We start from the raw sequence: 18,624 nt of genomic DNA, 5'->3' as shown, positions 1-18,624 counted from the left end.
CCGCTCGCCGGGCCGTCCGGCCCCATCCCGGCGCGGTTCGAACGACTGCGCCAGCCGGCACGCCTCCGGAGCCAGGTACGCGCACTGCGCGTACCCTCACAACGGGAAAGATCAACAACAACTCCCATCCCGAACTGCATTTCAGGGACGCAAAGCTGCGGGCCCTGAAGCAGCACCACTGCAGTGCCCAAAGCGAGGCACGCATTCGAGGAAGGGAATCGGCTGCTGCTCACCCCTGCGAACGCGAAGGGGGTGCACCCAGGGCCTCGGCGTAGTGGTGTGATGTCTGGGTTCGTGCCGATCCGCCAACTCGGGCCCGTGGGAAGCTGACCGCCCGATGAGGTCGCGGTGGCGTTACGGCTTTCCGCCGACGGGTGCGGGCTCGGGCTTTCCGAGAGGGATGTCGCGCATGCCACGCAATGGTGAGAAGAACACCCACAGTCCCGCGCAGCAGCCGCCGGCGACGGCGATCCACAAGGTGGTCCGGACGCCGAGGGCGGTGGCGAGCGCGCCGCCGACCACGCCGCCCAGCGGCAGTGTGCCCCAGGTGATCCAGCGTGCGGCGGCACTGACCCGGCCGAGCATGTCCGGCGGGCAGGCGGCCTGGCGGTAAGTGGTCAGCGAGACACCCGCGACGGTGGAGGCGAAGGTCCACGAGATCCAGCCGAAGCCGAACAGCAGCACCCACCAACCGTGCCCGGCCAGCGGGATCAGCAGGCCGGGCAGGGACAGCACGGTCATCGAGATCCAGCTGATCCTCGCCGAGCCGACCTTCCGGGCGAGGTACCGTGCCGCCACGCCGCCGGCCACCCCGCCGACGGCCCCCAGCGCCAGCAGCAGCCCAACCAGGGCAGGACGCAGATGCAGCGTGCGGATCAGGAACACCGGGCCGAGGGTCTCCACCATGATGACGAAGAAGTTGGCTGTGCCGTTGAAGGCCACCGAGTTCCGCAGGATGGGGTCGCGGGTGACATAGGCGAGCCCCTCACGGATCTGCGCCCACAGCCCGGGACGCCGGTCGGCTTCGGCCGAGGGCGAGCATCGCTGACGGGTACGGATGGCCGTCAGCGAGCCCGCCGACAACGCGAAGGAGAGGGCGTCGGCGGCCATCGCCCCCGCGGCGCCGATCAACGCCACCAGCCCCGCGCCCAGACTGGGCCCGGCAATTTGCGTGACCGACCGAGAGACGGCGACCTTGCCATTGCCGTCCATGAGCTGGTTACGGTCGAGCAGCACCGGCAGATAACTCTGGTAGGCCACCGAGAAGAACACGGAGAAGACGCTGGAGACCAGCGCGACGGCGTAGAGCTGGGCGAGCGTCAGCGCCCCGACTGCCTGCGCCAGCGGCACCGAGCCGATCACCAGGAACAGCGCGAGGTTGCACCAGATCATCAGCCGGAGCTTGGGGACCCGGTCCACTATGGCCCCGGCCGGCAGTGCCACCAGCAGATACGCACTCGTCTCCGCGGCCGACAACAGGCCTACCTGGAATGCGGAGGCCTCCAACAGCACGACGGCGACCAACGGCAGGGCGAGGACGGTGACTTGCGACCCCATCTCGCTGACCGTCTGCCCACCCCATAACAGCAGGAAGTCGCGATGATGCCAGATCGAGGGATGTTTTCCGTTGTCATCAGGCATCCGCCCGATAGTGGCATCAGCCACAACCCGTGTCCATGCCAGGGCCTCGGCGTAGGCGTATGACGTCTGGCTCGTTGCCGATCCGCCAGCTCGGGCCGCTGGAACGCTACAGGCACGGCTTCCAAGATCATGGAGTTCTCCACGCCCCATGCCCCCAGCGGAAGACCATGCCTGCCGACGCATCATCCCCGATCCCGCCTGCTCTTGACCAGCTCCGCCATCAGCCCCAGGTTGCCTCGGAGGAAGTCCCGGACCTGCTGGAACGGCTGTGCCAGGTGCCGGACCCGCGTGACCCGCGCGGGGTGCGCCACACGCTGGCCGTCGTACTCGCGCTCACCGCCTGTGCCGTGCTGGCAGGGGCTACCTCGCTGCTGGCGGTCGGTGAGTGGATCGCTGATGCTCCCGCGCATGTCCTCCACCGGCTCGGCGTCGGCTCCGACCCACTCCAGCCCCGGCGAACCCTGCCGTCGGAGACCACGGTCCGGCGGCTGCCGGCCCGCATCGACGGCGACGCGCTGGACCAGGCGATCGCCAGCTGGCTCACCGACCGCCGCCCCAAGTCGACCGGACTGCGCGGGCTGTCCGTGGACGGCAAGAGCTTGCGAGGCGCGACCAAGGCCCGAGGCCGGAAGATCCATCTGCTCGCCGCTCTGGAGCACACCACCGGCCTGTCCTCGCTCAGCTGGACGTCGGCGAGAAGACCAACGAGATCACCTGTTTCCAGCCTCTGCTGGACTCCGTCGCCGAGCTGGCCGGAGCCGTCGTCACCAGCGACGCACTGCACACCCAGCGCGAGCACGCCGAGTACCTCCTCGCCCGCAAAGCCCACTACATCGTGATCGTCAAGGACAACCAGAAGAAGCTTCAGAAGCAGATCAAATCCCTTCCCTGGCGGGACATCCCGCTCCAGGGCCAAGTCAAGGGCATCGGCCACGGCCGCTCGGAGATCCGCTGGATCAAGGTCGCCACCGTCAACAACCTGCTGTTCCCCGGAGCCCGCCAGGCCGTCCAGATCAAGCGCCGCCGTACGGACCGCAAGTCCGGCAAGACCACGGTGAAGACGGTGTATGCGGTCACCAGCATGACCCTCGAGCAGGCGACTCCAGCCCAGCTGGCGAGACTGATCAAGGACCACTGGCACATCGAGGCCCTACACCACGTCCGCGACACCACCTTCGCCGAGGAAGCCTCCCAGCTGCGGACCGGCAACGCGCCGCGCGCCCTGGCCGCCTGGCGTAGCCTCGCCATCGGAGCCCTGAAGCTCGCCGGCGTCACCAACATCGCGGCCGCCCTCCGCAGCAACGCCCGCGATCCCCGCCGCCCCCTCACACTCTTCGACCTCGCGTGATCACAAAAAGGACGTCATTCGACTACGCCGAAGCCCTGGGGGTGCACCACGCACGTCAAAGGTCTCCGCAGGATGAACTGATCATTACGAATGAGGCCCGGGCGTCTGCAAAACCGCCCGGATAACCTGACCTTGCCGTCAAAAGCCTATCCCGCACGCAGGTCGTCCGCACCCCGGAAAAGGGACGCGCGGGCGTCGGTCACCCCGGCGGCCGAGGGTTGACCGAATGGGTGAAGCGTGCCTTTTAGCTGGGCGTACGGGCTTACCAAAGGGACTGTCCACCGCGGTTCAAGAAGCACTCCCGGCGGCCTTTGGCCTATCCGACATGCATCGTGAGGATGTTGCCACACGGCGGGACGCGCTGTCCTCCGCACCTCGGCGGGTCACCGCCGAGCACGTACTGACGCCGGGATCCGGAAGAACTTCGAACGCGCCGGGTACACCCATGCCGCCGACACCACCTCGCTGCGGGCCGGTCACCGGCAAGGCTCACAAAGCCACCCGGACCGGGATGCCCGGCCCGCGAGGGAGCAGCAGCTGCGGCCGGCCGCCAAGTGCCGGGCCGCCCGCGTCATCGCATGGCCCGCCGTGCCCCGTGAGGACGTCGCCACGATCCTCCCGTCATCAACCCGGCGCTGCTGTCTGCCCTTCCCGGTCGGTTTGATTTCCGAAAGTTGCTGGAAGGTACCGCCGCGGCTGGCATGAGTTGCAGTCGCGTTCCTCTCGAACGGAGGGGAAAGCCAATGCCCTTGCAGGCGCACGATGCCTGCATATGCCCATTAGGATTCTATGCAACCCTATAAGAGTGATGTGGCGAAGATAATCGACATATGGGAGCATTGCGGATTACGGGGCGAAGCTCTTGCGGGGCCTGACGTCCAAAATTCACACAACGCATTTTGGGCCGGCCCCTGAGGGGAGCAGGCAGTGACGCAGACAGTTCCTGACAAGACGGCCCACGTGCTGGGGGTCGACATCGGCGGGACCGGTATCAAGGGAGCGCCGGTCGACCTCGAACTCGGCAGCCTCATCGGTGAGCGGGTCCGGATCCCGACCCCGCAGCCGGCGACCCCGGGGGCAGTCGCGGACGTGGTCGTGACGGTGCTCTCCCAGATCGGCGTCCCAGGACCGGTCGGGCTGACGCTCCCGGCCGTCATCCGGGGTGGCAAAGTCCAGACGACGTCCAATATCGACCCGGCCTGGATGGAGACGGACGCGGCCCAGCTCTTCGCAGGAGCGACCGGCCGCGACGTAAGGGTGGTGAACGACGCCGACGCGGCCGGGATCGCCGAGATGCGCTTCGGCGCCGGCAAGGGACGCAAGGGCGTCGTCGTGATGGTGACGCTCGGCACCGGTATCGGCAGTGCCGTCTTCTCGGACGGGTTCCTGGTGCCCAACAGCGAGCTGGGGCACCTTCCGCTGCACCACGAGGATGCCGAGGACTGGGCCGCGGAGTCGGTGCGCGAGCACGACGACCTGTCCTGGAAGAAATGGGCGCACCGTCTGGAGACGTATCTCGAGCTCGTCCAGCGGCTGCTGTGGCCCGACCTGATCATCATCGGCGGCGGCGTCAGCAAGAAGGCCGACAAGTTCCTGCCGCACATCGAGCTCAGGACCGAGATCGTGCCGGCTCAGCTGTTGAACGATGCGGGCATTGTCGGCGCGGCGCTCTTCGCCCCGGCCGGCAAAGCTCAACCCTAGTCTGCCGCGCTCGATATGAGCGCAGGGGCGGCACCTTCAGGGAGGCTCGCATTGAGCAACAACGACCTGGAAACGCTTTCCGTCAACACGATCCGCACGCTGTGCATGGACGCCATCCAGGCGGCCAACTCCGGCCATCCGGGGACGCCGATGGGAATCGCCCCGGTCGCGTACACGCTCTGGCAGCGCTTCCTGCGCTTCGACCCGGCCGACCCGATCTGGCCCAACCGCGACCGCTTCGTGCTGTCGGAAGGCCACGCCTCCGCGTTGCTCTGGTCGCTGCTCCACCTCACCGGCGTGCAGGCTGTCGACCCCGACTACGAGATCCTCGGCCGACCCGCCGTGAGCCTCGACGACCTCAGGACATTCCGCCAGCTCGGCTCGCGCTGCCCCGGGCACCCGGAGTACCGGTGGACCAGCGGCGTGGAGACCACGACCGGCCCGCTCGGCCAGGGAGTTGCGACCTCGGTCGGGATGGCGATCGCCGGGCAGTGGCTCGCCGCCCGGTACAACCGCGACGACTTCACCGTCTTCGACTTCGACGTGTACGCGATGGCCGGCGACGGCTGCATGATGGAGGGGATCTCCTCGGAGGCCGCCTCGCTCGCGGCCCACCAGCGGCTGTCGAACCTCTGCTGGATCTACGACTCCAACCGGGTGACGATCGAGGGCCACACCGACATCACGTTCACCGAGGACGTGGCGGCCCGGTTCATCGGCTACGGCTGGAACGTCACCACCGTCGCCGACGCCAACGACCTCGACGCCGTGGCCCGCGCGCTGCACACCTTCAAGTCCGAGAACGAGCGCCCGACGCTCATCGTGGTGCACAGCCACATCGGCTACGGGTCGCCGGCCGAGGACACCCCGAAGGCGCACGGCGCGCCGTTCGGCGTGGAGGGCGTCAAATCGACCAAGCGCTTCCTCGGGATGCCGGAAGACAGGGACTTCTTCGTTCCCGACGGCGTCTACGAGCACTTCGCCGCAGGCGTCGGCGCGCGCGGTCGCGAAGCCCGGACGAGCTGGGAGGCTCGATTCGAGGCCTACCGAACCGCCCATCCCGATCTCGCCGACGAGATGGAGCGCATTCAGCGGCGTGACCTGCCGGAGGGCTGGGAGTCGGCGCTGCCGACCTTCCCGGCCGACCCCAAGGGCATCGCCGGCCGTGACTCCAGCGGCCAGGTGCTCAACGCGCTTGCCCAAGCCGTGCCGTGGGTGGTCGGCGGGTCGGCGGACCTTTCGCCGTCCACCAAGACCAACCTCACGTTCTCCGGCGCCGGCGACTTCCAGGCCGACGACCGCTCGGGGCGCAACCTCCACTTCGGGATCCGCGAGCACGCCGCCACCGCCATCACGAACGGGATGGCGCTGACCAAGCTGCGCCCGTACTGGTCGGGGTTCCTGATCTTCTCGGACTACGCGCGCGGCGCGATTCGGCTTTCAGCGCTGATGGAGATCCCGGTCGTGCACATCTTCACCCACGACTCGATCGGGGTCGGCGAGGACGGTCCGACCCACCAGCCGGTCGAGCAGCTCGCGTCGCTGCGCGCGATGCCGGGGCTGCTGGTGTTCCGCCCGGCCGACGCGAACGAGGTCGTCGAGACCTGGCGGGTCGTCGCCGCGCTCAGGCACGAGCCGGCGGTGCTGGTCCTGTCCCGTCAGGCACTGCCGACCCTCGACCGCTCCGCGATGGGGGCCGCATCCGGGGTGGCCGGGGGAGCCTACGTCCTGGTCGACGCGGCGGACGGCAAGCCCGACGTCATCCTGCTTGCCACCGGGTCGGAGGTACAACTCGCGCTCGAGGCGCGTGACGAGCTCGCCACCGAGGGCCTCGCGGCTCGCGTGGTCAGCATGCCCTGCTGGGAATTGTTCGACCGCCAGCCCAGGGAATACCGCGACTCGGTCATCCCGCCCGAGGTCAGGGCCCGGGTCGCCATCGAGCAGGCGGCAACCCTCGGCTGGGACCGTTACGTCGGCGACGGCGGCGCGGTCGTCGGCATGCATACGTTCGGGGCATCGGCGCCGCTCAAGCAGCTGCTGACCAAATTCGGCTTCACCCCCGAGAAGGTCACCCGGGTTGCCCGCGAGTGCGTGGCCGCCGGTAGGGAGCAGGCGTGAACGTAACCCGGGCCCTCCACGAGCAGAGCCGGAGCATCTGGCTGGACAACATCACCCCTTCGACGCTCGATACGGGCCAGATCCAGCACCACATCGACCAGTACTCGGTGACAGGGCTCACCTCCAGCCCCGCGATCTTCGACAAGGCGATCGGCTCCGGTGACTACGACGACGCGATCCGCGCGAAGGCGGCGGGCGGGCGCAAGGGCGAGGAGCTGTTCTTCGAGCCGGCCATCGAGGAACTGCCGCGGGCCGCCGACCTGTTCCTGCCCAACCACGGACGCACCGACGGCGCCAAGCCGTCTGTCGCGGTCTGGAGCGACCTCATGGAGCCACTCGACCTACAGAGCAAAGCCGTGGCCTGACCTCGGTGCCGAGCGGCCGGACTGAACCCATCAGAGGAGCAAGCCATGCCATCGACCGCGCTGCGTGCGCGTCCTGCGTGGAAGGCGCTCGCGGACCATCACTCCGAGATCGGCGGGCGCCACCTGCGCGAGCTGTTCGCCGCCGATCCGGGACGCGGCGAGCGGATGGCGGCCGAGGCCACCGGGCTGTACCTGGACTACTCGAAGAACCGGATCACCGACGAGACCCTGCGGCTGCTGTTCCAGCTCGCCGAGGAATCGGGACTGCGCGAGCACATCGACCAGATGTTCGCCGGCGATCGGATCAACGTCTCGGAGCACCGGCCGGTGCTGCACGTGGCGCTACGGATGCCAAAGGAGTCCTCGCTTGTCGTCGGCGGAGTGGACGTCGTCGCGCAGGTGCACGAGGTGCTCGACCGGATGACGGCGTTCGCGAACCAGATCCGCTCGGGCGCCTGGAGAGGCGCCACCGGCAAGCCGATCCGCAACATCATCAACGTCGGCATCGGCGGCTCTGACCTCGGGCCCGTCATGGCCTACGAGGCGCTGCGCCATTACAGCCGGCGCGATCTCACGTTCAGGTTCGTTTCGAACGTCGACTCGACGGACATCGTCGAGGCGACCCGTGATCTGGCCGCCGAAGAGACGCTGTTCATCATCGCCTCGAAGACGTTCGGGACGCTGGAGACGATGACCAATGCCCGCTCTGCGCGTGAATGGGTCCTGGCGCAGCTCGGTGACGAGGCGGCGGTCGCCCGGCATTTCGTGGCGGTGTCCACGAACGCGCGACGGGTCACCGAGTTCGGCATCGACACCGCGAACATGTTCGGCTTCTGGGACTGGGTCGGCGGACGCTACTCGATGGACTCCGCGATCGGTCTCTCGACGATGCTCGCTGTCGGCCCCGACAAGTATCGCGATCTCCTCGCCGGATTCCACGCGATGGACACGCACTTCCGTACCGCACCGTTCGAACAGAACCTGCCGGTCCTGATGGGACTGCTCGCCGTCTGGTACGGCGACTTCTTCGACGCCCAGACCGTCGGCGTGATGCCCTACGACCAGTACCTGAAACGCTTCCCGGCCTACCTGCAACAGCTCACCATGGAGTCCAACGGCAAGCACGTGACGCTTGAGGGCATGCCGGTGGACTACCAGACCGGCGCGGTGTACTGGGGGGAACCGGGGACCAACGGGCAGCACAGCTTCTACCAGCTGATCCACCAGGGCACCAAGCTCATCCCGGTGGACCTGATCGGCTTCGGCAAGTCGCTCAACCCGCTCGGCAGCCACCACGACATCCTCTCGTCGAACGTCTTCGCCCAGGCCCAGGCCCTCGCCTTCGGCAAGACCGAGGACGAGGTGCGCGCCGAGGGGACGGCCGAGGACGTGGCGCCGCACCGGGTGATGGAGGGCAACCGCCCGACGAACGTGCTGCTGGCCGAGGTGCTCACCCCGTACCGGCTCGGCACGCTGGTCGCGCTCTACGAACACAGCGTGTTCACCCAGGGGACGATCTGGGGGATCGACTCCTTCGACCAGTGGGGCGTCGAGCTCGGCAAGGTGCTCGCTGTCGCGATCATCCCGGAGCTCGAGAGCGCGACCGACCCTGAACTCGGCCACGACTCGTCCACGAACGCGCTGATCCGGCACTACCGCACGCTCAAGGACTAGGAGGCACCCCGTGGCGACAGACAAGCCCATGCAGCTCGGGATGATCGGGCTCGGCCGGATGGGGGCGAACCTGGTGCGTCGGCTGATGCGAGACGGCCACCATTGCGTCGTGTCCGACGTCAACGCGTCCGCCGTCGCCGAACTGGCCGGCGACGGCGCGACGGGCGCAGACTCACTCCAGGACTTCGTCGCGAAACTGGACAAGCCACGGGCCCTGTGGCTCATGCTTCCGGCTGCGATCGTCGACTCCATCCTCGACCAGCTGGAGCCGTTGCTGGAACCCGGCGACATCCTCATCGACGGCGGCAATTCCTACTACCGCGACGACATCACGCGCGCCAAGCGTCTTGCCGACAAGTCGCTGCACTATGTCGACTGCGGGACCAGCGGCGGGGTCTGGGGGCTGGAGCGCGGCTACTGCCTGATGATCGGCGGCGAGGACGAGGTCGTGGCCCACCTCGACCCGATCTTCAAGACGATCGCTCCAGGCGAGGGCAGCGCCGAGCCGACGCCGAGCCGGACCCGGACCGACGGCACCGCCCCGCTCGGGTACCTCCACTGCGGGCCGAACGGCGCCGGGCACTTCGTGAAGATGGTCCACAACGGGGTCGAGTACGGGATGATGGCCGCGATCGCCGAGGGCCTCAGCATCATCAAGCGCGCGGACGCCGGCACAAGCCGGCAAGAGGTCGACGCGGAGACCACGCCGCTGCGCGATCCGTGGGCCTACCAGTACGACATCGACGTCGGCGAGGTGGCAGAGGTCTGGCGGCGCGGCTCGGTCGTCGGCTCGTGGCTGGTCGACCTGACCGCTGACGCCTTCGCCAGGTCGCCCTCCCTCGACGCCTTCGCCGGGCGGGTCTCCGACTCCGGGGAAGGCCGCTGGACCGTCCTCGCCGCGGTGGACGAAGGCGTCCCGATACCGGTCATCACCACCTCGCTCTACGAGCGCTTCGAGTCCCGGGAGGCCGGGGAGTTCACCGACAAGATCCTCTCGGCGATGCGCTCCGAGTTCGGCGGGCACGCCGAAAAGAAGGGCTGAGGGCTGTGCATCACGAACTCGAGGTCGACGCCGGCCCCGATGCCGTCGCCGGCACCGCTGCGGCGTTCGTGGCGCGGCTGGCCCGGGCCTGCGTGCAAGCCCACGGCCGATTCACGTTCGCCGTCAGCGGGGGGCACACACCATGGGCGATGTTCGCGCGGCTCGCACATGAGGACGTCCCCTGGCCGTACGTGGCGGTGTTCCAGGTCGACGAGCGGGTCGCGCACGACGGCGACCCGGACCGTAACCTCACCCACCTGCGGGAGAGCCTCGGTACGGCCCAGGCCGAGGTCATCGCGATGCCCGTGAACGGTGCCGACCTCGACGCGGCGGCCGCCGCCTACGGGCGGTCGCTGCCCGAGCGATTCGACCTCGTTCATCTGGGCCTCGGCCCGGACGGACACACCGCCTCACTGGCGCCACGGGACCCGGTGCTCGAAGTCTCGGACCGGCCGGTGGCCCTGACGGCGCCCTACATGGGCCACCAGCGCATGACACTCACCTACCCTGCGCTCGCTCGCTCGCGCCCAGCAAGTGCTCTGGCTCATCACCGGAGCGGACAGGCGCGAACCGCTCTCGAGGCTCGAGGCGGGAGACCGGTCGATTCCCGCCGGCCGGGTCGAGGCGGCGGCGTCGCTCGTCCTCGCGGACGCGGCGGCAGCCGGCCGGGCTCCTGCCCGCGTCGGCGCCCAGCCGCCGGCAACCATGATGCCCGACCCCATTGCCGTGTCGGCTCCGTAAGGAGGATGAGGTGGCTTCGAACTCGTCGAACGTTCCCGCAGACGTGCTGGTCATTTTCGGCATCACTGGCGACCTCGCGCGAAAGATGACGTTCCGCTCGCTCTATCGGCTTGAGCGGCGCAACCTACTGACCTGCCCGATCGTCGGAGTGGCGCGCGACGGCTGGTCCGACGACGCGCTGCGTGACCACGCCCGCACGGCGATCAAGGCAACGGGCGAGCCGCTCGACGAAAGCGTCTTTGCCCGGTTCGCCGCCCGACTCAGCTATGTGCAGGGCGATTACGCCGACCCTGAGACGTTCCATCGCCTCGCCCAGGCGGTCAACGGCAAGCGGAGCCCGGTCTTCTACCTCGAGATCCCGCCGTCGCTGTTTGCGCGGACGGTCGGGGGCCTGGCAGGCGCCGGGCTGACCAAGGGCGCCCGGGTTGTCGTGGAGAAACCATTCGGGCATGACCTCGCGTCGGCGCGCGCCCTCAACGCCGAGCTGCGTCAGCTCCTCGACGAGGATCAGCTGCTGAGGATCGACCACTTCCTCGGCAAAGAGCCGGCGATGGACATTCTGTTCCTGCGGTTCGCCAACTCCGTGTTCGAGCCGGTGTGGAACCGCGACCACGTCTCCTGCGTGCAGATCACCATGGCCGAGGACTTCGGGGTCGAGGACCGCGGCCACTTCTACGACCCGGTCGGCGCCCTCCGCGACGTCGTGCAGAACCATCTGCTGCAGCTGCTCGCCCTGGTGGCGTCCGAACCGCCATCAGCCGCCGATGCGGACGCGCTCCGAGACCGCCGGGTTGACGTGTTCCGGGCGATCCCGGACGCCGACCCGGCCCACTACGTCCGCGGGCAGTACGAGGGGTACCTGGCGGTCCCCGGCGTGCAGCCGCGCTCGCGTACCGAGACCTTCGTCGGGTTGCGGCTGGAGGTCGAGAACTGGCGCTGGTCCGGGGTGCCGTTCTTCATCCGCGCCGGCAAGTCGCTCCCCGAGCGAGTGACCGAGATCCGGATCGTGTTCAAGCGCCCGCCGCGGCTTGCGTTCGCGGAGCGGTTCGCCCCCGAGCCCGACCAGTGGATCCTGCGGATCGATCCGAGCCCTGGCATGAACTTCAGCATCCAGGCCAAGCAACCGGGCAAGCAGGACACGCAGCTGGTGGACCTTGACCTCCTCTTCGCGGCCGAGCTCGGTGAGGCACCCGAGCCGTACGAGCGCCTGCTCAGCGATGCAATGCAGGGCAACGCGAGCCTGTTCACCCGGGAGGACTCGGTGGAGGAGACGTGGCGGATCGTCCAGCCACTGCTGGAGGCGCCCGGCGACCCCGAGCGCTATCGGCAGGGGACCTGGGGACCGGCGGGAGCGAGCAAGCTCGTCGCCGGATACCCGCGATGGCACGAACCATGGCTGCCGGCGAGGCCTCCCGACTGATACAGCCGCGCCCCGGACCTAAGTGAACCGCAAGATGATCAGCGCACCTGCGTGAGGAACGGGTCCAGCCCAGCGGATGGTGGCGTCCAGAAGGGGTTTTTCGGTGTCCGGGAACGGCCTGCGGACGCCGAGGTCGTGTAAATCATCGACGCAAAGGCAGTAGTGATCTTCGAGGGTTTCCTCCTGGCGCTCGCGGCGGGAGTTCCGTCCGGCGAAGCCTCTATCCGTCGCCGGTTGAGCCGACGAAGACGTCGTGGTGCTTGGTGAGAGCCATCGGGCTCCGGGTGGTCGGCGGGCGGCGAAGTGCGATACGAGGTGATGCAGACCCGATTAGGCGGCTTTTGGCCCGTAGTTGTCCTGCCGGAATGCGTGTTCGGCGATGGCGTCGGCGGTGATGGCGTTCGACGCGCGGGCGGAGGCGGCGGCAAGTTCGTCAATCTCCTCTCCAGCGATCGTTGATGAGGCTATTTGGCGCCGTATCCGACCGCTCGTGGAAGCCACGACGCTTCTGCGGACCGACATCACGGACACGCCCAACCTTCAGCGGCTGATGCGCAGCGCGGTGCATGCGCGCAGGGGGCACGTGTGCATGGTGGTCGAACAGGAGATGGCGAGGGCGGGCCATGGGTGGCGCTGCTTCATCGACCATGGGCAGCCCGGCCTGAGCGGACCCGGTTTCGTGGCCCTATAGTGCCGCACCAGAGAACCTTTGCCCTGTGGTGATGTGACGCGCCGTTCGGACGCTGTATGTGGTGTGCAACTTGCAACTCGGTGTCACTCACCGCGCATCTTCGGGCTTCAAAACCGTGTGCGAGCGAGTGGGACTGGTCCTTACCCTCCGGTCATGGATCTTCGCGAAGAACTTCCGAGCGACAGAGAGTCTGTGCGGGACATCCACCTGCGGGCGTTCGGTGACCACGGCCTTGTCGTGGCCGACCTGGTCGATACCCTGCGGGGCACGATCACGCCCGCGGACGGCCTCTCACTGGTCGCTGAGCTCGACGGGCAGATCGTCGGGCACGTCATGTTCACCCGCAGCCTGCTCGATGCCCCTCAGCGACTGGTTGAGGTGCATGTGCTCAGCCCGTTGGCCGTCATGCCCGAGCATCACAAGCGCGGTATCGGCTCGGCCCTGGTCCGACACGGACTGAAGACCCTCACCGAGCGGGCCGTCCCCCTGGTCTTCCTGGAGGGCGATCCGGGCTACTACTCGCGCTTCGGCTTCGCGCCCGGTGACGACCAGGGCTTCCGAAAGCCATCTCTGCGCATTCCACATGGCGCCTTCCAGGCCCTCAGGCTCCCGGAGTATGAGCCATGGATGACAGGCACGCTGGTCTACGCAGAGCCGTTCTGGCGGCACGACGCAGTCGGCCTCCGCGACCCCAGCGCATAGTCCCGCGAGAACCTCCACCCCTGTCGTGACGTGACGCGCCGTGCGGATGCTGGTCCGGACGGTGCGATATCGCCAGGCTGTCCGGGTGGCAGAACGAGTATGCGTCCGCGAGATCGATGACGACGAGGGGCAGCGCCTGCTGCGGATCATCCGCCGAGACACCGGGTCGGTGGTGACCTGGCGGCGGGCCCAGATGGTGCTGCTGTCCGCGCAGGGCATGCCGGTTGCGAAGATCGCCGAGGTCACGTTCACCAGCGCGGACCGGGTCCGGGACGTGATCCACAACTTCAACGCCGACGGCTTCGAGGCGCTCTACCCGAAGTACAAGGGCGGCCGGCCCAGAATCTTCACACTGCACACTGCCCGAGCGGCGCGAGATCAAGAAGATCCCCAAGACCAGGCCGGCCGAGCACGGCCTGCCGTTTTCGACCTGGAGTCTGGCCAAGCTGGCCGACATCCTGGTCGCCGAGGGGGTGGTCGACGACATCAGCCAGGAGGGCCTGCTGGTTCTGCTCCGCGAGGAGGGCGTCTCGTTTCTTCGAGCCGTTCGCGCGGGCGGATCAACGCCGGTGGGGTCGGGTGTATCTGCGACGGCTGCTGCTGGACGGGCGGCGTAAGTGGGTGGAGCCGATAGCCGCCCGGCTGGGCGGAACGGCAACCGGCAGGCCCTGGCCCACTTCGTCACCTCCAGCCCGTGGGACGCGGCGCATGTACGCGCCCGCCTGGCATGGCGGATGCAGCAGGTGATCAAGCCGACCGCGCTGATCGTCGATGACACGGGGTTCCTCAAGGACGGGGATGCCTCGGCGTGCGTGGCACGTCCGTACACCGGGACCGCGGACAAAGTCACCAACTGCCAGGCCGGCATCTCGCTGCACCTGGCCGCCGATGCAGCGTCGGCGGCCGTGGACTGGCGGTTGTTCCTGCCGGAGAGCTGGGATCCCGCTTCGCCGAAGGCCGATGCGGCCAAGGTGGCCCGCCGCACCACGTGCGGCATTCCCGACGGGCTGGGGCATGTCGAGAAGTGGCGGCTGGCCCTGGACATGATCGACGAGACGAGGTCGTGGGGTATCGAAGTCCCGCTCGTCGTCGCCGACGGTGGTTACGGCGATGCGGCAGCCTTCCGGCTTGGCCTGGAAGAACGCGGGCTGAGCTACGTGGTGGGCATCTCCACCACGACCACCGCCCAGCCGGAAGCGGCACAGCCGCACACCCCGCCCTACGGCGGTCGCGGCCCACGGCCGCAGCCCGCCTACCCCGAGCCGGCCCGGATGGTGAAGAAGCTGGTCATCGAGGCCGGCAAGCAGGCCGCGAAGCCAGTGCAGTGGCGGGAAGGCTCCCGGGCCGGCAGCGGCCGCAGCGGCGTCAAGCGCATGTACTCGCGGTTCGTGGCTCTGCGGATCCGTCCCGCCGGACGCGAAATCCGCAAGAACACCGACGGCCCGGAGCTGCCCGTGCGCTGTCTGCTGGCCGAATGGCCCGCCACCGACCCCGAACCCGTCCAGTTCCGGCTGTCCAACCTCCCAGCCGACACCCCGCTGACCACCCTCGTGCGCACCGCGAAACTGCGCTGGCGCATCGAGCACGACTACCGCGAGATGAAGCAGGCCCTGGGCCTGGCCCACTTCGAGGGCCGCACCTGGCGGGGCTGGCACCACCACGTCACCCTCGTCTCCGTCGCTCGCGCCTTCTGCACCCTGCAGCGACTGACCCGGTCCCCAAAAGAGACGGCGCCAGCCTGAGCCTCTACCAGGTCACCCGCGAACTCCAGTCACTCCTCGCGGTCTGGACTGGCGCCTGTCCCACCTGTCACCGCGACATGCCAGAACCGATACCCACCTGACCAAGCACTACTAGGATGACTCCCATGCCGCACGCCGTGCCCCGCCTTGAGCCGTTCACCCAGCGGACCACCCGCGCTGCGCTCGAGGACCTGCGTGCGCGGCTGCGCGCGACGCGCTGGCCGGACACGCCCGAGGACGCAGGGTGGTCACTCGGGACCGACCTCGCCTACCTCCGGGAGCTCGTCGCCTACTGGGCGGACGGGTTCGAGTGGCTGGCGCAGGAGGCGGCGCTCGCCCGGTTTTCCCGCTTCCGCGTCCCGCTCGGCGGCCTCGGCATCCACTTCGTGCACGCCCGGGCCGCAGCCCCGGCCGGTCCCGTTCTGCCCCTGGTCCTCAGCCACGGCTGGCCGGACTCGTTCTGGCGCTACACGAAGGTCATCCCGCTCCTCACCGACCCCGGAGCACACGGCGCCGACCCCGCCGACGCGTTCGACGTGGTCGTGCCCGACATGCCGGGCTACGGGTACTCCGACCGCCCCACCGGCCCGCCGCTCGACTCCATCGCCGTCGCCGGCCTGTGGGCCGAGCTGATGAGCGTTCTCGGCTACGAGCGGTTCGGCGCGGCGGGCGGGGACATCGGCAGCCACGTGAGCCGCTACCTCGGGCTGGACCACCCCGACCGGGTCGTGGCCGTCCACCGCATGGACGGGGGCCTGCCCGTCTTCACCGGCGACCCGGCGGACCTCGCGCCCGAGGAGCGCGCCTGGCTCGAGGGCGCCGCAGCGTGGGGCGCGAGCGAGGGCGCCTACGCCGCCATGCACCGCACGAAGCCCCAGACCGCCGCGGTCGGCCTCACCGACTCGCCGGCCGGGCTCGCCGCGTGGATCGTCGAGAAGCTCCGGGCGTGGAGCGACGGCGACGGCGACGTCGAACGGCGCTTCACGAAGGACGAGATCCTCACGAACGTCACGCTCTACTGGCTCACGGGGACGATCGGCTCGTCGATGCGCATGTACCGCGCGAACGCCGCGATCCCGCCCGCGCAGCACGCCCGCCGGGTCGAGGTGCCGTCAGGTTTCTCGCTCTTCCGCGGCGACATCGTCCGCCCGCCGCGGGCATGGCTCGAGCGCACGACGAACGTGGTGTACGTGACCGAGCCCGCGCGCGGCGGGCACTTCGCTCCGTTCGAGGAGCCCGAGCTCTACGCGGAGGAGCTACGTGCGTTCTTCCGCCCCTACCGGGCGACGGCGAAGGGCTGAGGGCGCCGCCGCACGCGGGCCAGGGCCTGCCGGTTGCCGTTCAGCCCAGCCGGGCGGCTATCGGCTCCACCCACTCACGCCGCCCGTCCAGCAGCAGCCCTCGCAGATACACCCGACCCCACCGGCGTTGATCCGCCCACGCAAACGGCTCGAACATCTCTGCCGCGAAGTCCTCCAGGTCACAGCGGACCGCGGCAACTCCCCACCCAGCACACCCAGTCAACGACACACCCGATCAAACGGACACGCCACCAGCGAATGAACCTGACCAAGCCCTACTAGCCGCCAGCCGGAAGGATCCGGACGCTCCGGAGGAGTACGAGGCGCCCCTGCTGGCCGAAGGCCGGGAGCGAGCTGCCAGGTTCGCGATCCTCTTGACGGCGATCCGGATGCTGATGACCAACCGCAGCATCGGCTACCACGCTCCGGGTGCGGACGTCACCCATGATCCTCAACTGGACTGGATCAACGCTGCGTTGGGGCAGGAGGAGGGGCGTGATCGAGGCGCAAACCCTCACTTCCACGCGCATTCCTCTGCGATGCAATTTCGTCAGCCGGACCGCCAGCCCGCCCGGGGCGAGGGCTCTCGTTCCGTATGCCGAACTGCCGGGAACGACTCTCCGGCTGGTCCTGGGCTTGGACGTCGTCGATGCCGGACAGCTTGAGAGTCTGCTCGACACGGGCGAGCCGGCTCCGGCTCGTTGGGGACAGGCGGATCTCTTCTTCGACGGCTGTGGCCGGTAGCGTTCGGAACCTGCGCGAGCCCCCGTCCAGGGCTTTTGGCCTGTGGCCGCCGTCTGAATTCCTCACCGCAGCCACCGGCCCGGTTGTGGCGATGTATGGACCAGCCGGCGGAGCCGCGTCCATTACCAATCCATGTTGGTAGTCCCTGAAATCGCGGTGTTTGAGTCGTGGCGCATTGACGTGCTCCCTGGCCTAAAGTCCAGGGATTCCGGCCTGGGTCGTCTGACCCTCCCAGGGGCTTCCTGCTCCACTGCGCTGTGCGGGCACGGGTGCCGGTCTTACCGGCGCTCCACAGGCGTTTAGCGTCTCCGCCCGTCCGGCGGCGACGATACGGCGTCCTTCGAAGAGGACGTTACGGGCTGCGTTGTGGTCGCGGTCGTGCACGGTGGCGCACTCGCTGCACATCCACTCCCTGACGTGCAGGGGCTTTGGGCCGTCCCGGAATCCGCAGGCCGAGCAGACCTGAGAGGACGGGAAGGCCCGGTCCACCTTGGCGAAGGTGCGGCCGTGCTTGGCCGCCTTGTACTCCAGCATGTCCACGAACGCGGACCATCCCGCGTCGTGCACGGACTTGGCGAGCCGGGTGCGCCCGAGGCCGGACACCGCGAGGTCCTCCACGTACACCGCTTGGTTGTCGCGAATGATCTGTGTGGAGGCCCTGTGATGGAAGTCCCGGCGCCGGTCTGTCACCTTGGCGTGCTGGCGTGCGACCTTGATACGGGCCTTGGCCCGGTTCTTCGATCCCTTGGCCTTGCGGGACAGCTCCCGCTGAAGGCGCTTGACCTTCTTTTCGGTCCGGCGCAGGAAACGAGGGCTGTCAATCTTCGTCCCGTCGGACAGGACGGCGAAGGCGGACAGGCCGAGGTCGAGACCGGCGTCGGTCTCCAGGCCCGGGAGGATGTCCGGCTCGGTGTCCACGACGAAGCTGAGGAAGTACCGGCCGGAGCTGTCTTTGGTGACGGTCAGGGACGTGGGTGCCGCGGGAAGCCGGCGGGGCCACTTGGCCTTGAGGTTGCCGACCTTGGCCACGTACACCGTGCCATCGGCCTGGAGGGAGGAGGCGTTGGTGTTGAGGCGGATCGACTGCCGGGTGTCCTTCTTCGACTTGTAGAGGGGCGGCCCGACCTTGCGGCCCTGCCGCTTGCCTTTGACCGAGTCGAAGAAGTTCTTGTAGGCGGCATCCAGGTCCCGCAGGGACTGTTGCAGGACGACCGCGGACACGTCGGCGAGCCATGCGCGTTCCTCGGTGCGCTTGGCCTGGGTGATGCGAAGCCGGGACAGGTCGGCCGACGTCACATACGGCAATCCTGCCGCGTGCGCTTCCTTGCGGTCGCGCAGGCAGTCGTTCCACACCACGCGGGCGCACCCGAACGCGCTCGCCAGCGCACGGCGCT

The 18,624-nt window shown here is 68.5% G+C and carries 12 protein-coding genes and 6 pseudogenes; 15 read left to right on the top strand and 3 right to left on the bottom strand.

From position 1 onward, the window contains the following. Nucleotides 1–354: 354 nt before the first annotated feature. The gene (locus tag ACWGJB_RS39935; protein WP_453384925.1) at nt 355–1,641 is read right to left on the bottom strand and encodes an MFS transporter; all 1,287 of its coding nucleotides are present in this window, start codon (nt 1,639–1,641) and stop codon (nt 355–357) included. Between the two features lie 35 nt (nt 1,642–1,676). On the opposite strand from ACWGJB_RS39935, the pseudogene ACWGJB_RS39930 reads away from it, so the two are divergent. From ACWGJB_RS39930 to ACWGJB_RS39865, 14 genes and pseudogenes are all read left to right on the top strand, one after another. Further along, nucleotides 1,677–2,123 (top strand): annotated as a pseudogene (locus ACWGJB_RS39930) (transposase family protein); the annotation flags it as partial. A gap of 53 nt (nt 2,124–2,176) precedes the next feature. Then, a pseudogene (locus ACWGJB_RS39925) lies at nt 2,177–2,830 on the top strand (ISAs1 family transposase); the annotation flags it as partial. Nucleotides 2,831–3,394: 564 nt separating this feature from the next. Next, a pseudogene (locus tag ACWGJB_RS39920) lies at nt 3,395–3,469 on the top strand (GNAT family N-acetyltransferase); the annotation flags it as partial. A gap of 447 nt (nt 3,470–3,916) precedes the next feature. Beyond that, nucleotides 3,917–4,690, top strand: coding sequence for a polyphosphate--glucose phosphotransferase (gene ppgK / locus ACWGJB_RS39915; protein WP_453384924.1), 774 nt, complete (start codon nt 3,917–3,919; stop codon nt 4,688–4,690). Between the two features lie 51 nt (nt 4,691–4,741). Then, on the top strand, nt 4,742–6,808 hold the full coding sequence (gene tkt, locus ACWGJB_RS39910; protein ID WP_453384923.1) for a transketolase: 2,067 nt from the start codon (nt 4,742–4,744) through the stop codon (nt 6,806–6,808). Next, complete coding sequence (locus ACWGJB_RS39905; RefSeq protein ID WP_453384922.1) at nt 6,805–7,173, top strand: transaldolase family protein; 369 nt, start codon at nt 6,805–6,807, stop codon at nt 7,171–7,173. The genes tkt and ACWGJB_RS39905 overlap by 4 nt, the downstream gene beginning before the upstream one ends. Nucleotides 7,174–7,218: 45 nt before the next feature. After that, the gene (gene pgi / locus ACWGJB_RS39900) at nt 7,219–8,847 is read left to right on the top strand and encodes a glucose-6-phosphate isomerase (RefSeq protein WP_453384921.1); all 1,629 of its coding nucleotides are present in this window, start codon (nt 7,219–7,221) and stop codon (nt 8,845–8,847) included. A 10-nt stretch (nt 8,848–8,857) separates the two neighbouring features. Beyond that, a complete protein-coding gene (gene gnd / locus ACWGJB_RS39895; protein WP_453384920.1) occupies nt 8,858–9,889 on the top strand; it encodes a phosphogluconate dehydrogenase (NAD(+)-dependent, decarboxylating) in 1,032 nt (343 codons plus the stop codon). Nucleotides 9,890–9,894: 5 nt separating this feature from the next. Then, on the top strand, nt 9,895–10,719 hold the full coding sequence (locus ACWGJB_RS39890) for a 6-phosphogluconolactonase (protein ID WP_453384919.1): 825 nt from the start codon (nt 9,895–9,897) through the stop codon (nt 10,717–10,719). After that, nucleotides 10,641–12,050 carry a glucose-6-phosphate dehydrogenase gene (zwf, locus tag ACWGJB_RS39885; RefSeq protein WP_453384918.1) on the top strand — a complete coding sequence of 470 codons (1,410 nt, stop codon included), beginning with the start codon at nt 10,641–10,643 and terminating at the stop codon, nt 12,048–12,050. Before ACWGJB_RS39890 ends, zwf begins: the two co-directional genes overlap by 79 nt. Before the next feature lie 844 nt (nt 12,051–12,894). Then, nucleotides 12,895–13,443: a GNAT family N-acetyltransferase gene (locus tag ACWGJB_RS39880; protein ID WP_453384917.1), complete on the top strand. Its 549-nt coding sequence runs from the start codon at nt 12,895–12,897 to the stop codon at nt 13,441–13,443. A gap of 85 nt (nt 13,444–13,528) precedes the next feature. Further along, a pseudogene (locus ACWGJB_RS39875) lies at nt 13,529–13,985 on the top strand (helix-turn-helix domain-containing protein); the annotation flags it as partial. Next, a pseudogene (locus ACWGJB_RS39870) lies at nt 13,972–15,185 on the top strand (IS701 family transposase); the annotation flags it as partial. The pseudogenes ACWGJB_RS39875 and ACWGJB_RS39870, both read left to right, overlap by 14 nt. 125 nt (nt 15,186–15,310) lie before the next feature. Continuing rightward, nucleotides 15,311–16,486 (top strand): epoxide hydrolase family protein, encoded by a 1,176-nt coding sequence (locus tag ACWGJB_RS39865; protein ID WP_453384916.1) that lies wholly within the window; start codon nt 15,311–15,313, stop codon nt 16,484–16,486. A 17-nt stretch (nt 16,487–16,503) separates the two neighbouring features. Here ACWGJB_RS39865 and ACWGJB_RS39860 read toward each other — a convergent pair. Continuing rightward, nucleotides 16,504–16,643 (bottom strand): annotated as a pseudogene (locus ACWGJB_RS39860) (transposase); the annotation flags it as partial. 338 nt (nt 16,644–16,981) lie between these two features. Here ACWGJB_RS39860 and ACWGJB_RS39855 point away from each other — a divergent pair. Beyond that, complete coding sequence (locus tag ACWGJB_RS39855; RefSeq protein ID WP_453384915.1) at nt 16,982–17,230, top strand: hypothetical protein; 249 nt, start codon at nt 16,982–16,984, stop codon at nt 17,228–17,230. 192 nt (nt 17,231–17,422) lie between these two features. Here the strand turns inward: ACWGJB_RS39855 and ACWGJB_RS39850 are convergent, their stop codons facing one another. Next, on the bottom strand, nt 17,423–18,613 hold the full coding sequence (locus ACWGJB_RS39850; protein ID WP_453384994.1) for an RNA-guided endonuclease InsQ/TnpB family protein: 1,191 nt from the start codon (nt 18,611–18,613) through the stop codon (nt 17,423–17,425). Between the last annotated feature and the right edge of the window lie 11 nt (nt 18,614–18,624).

Source organism: Streptomyces sp. NPDC054813 (assembly GCF_053611365.1).
This window is presented reverse-complemented; position numbering and strand designations above follow the sequence as displayed.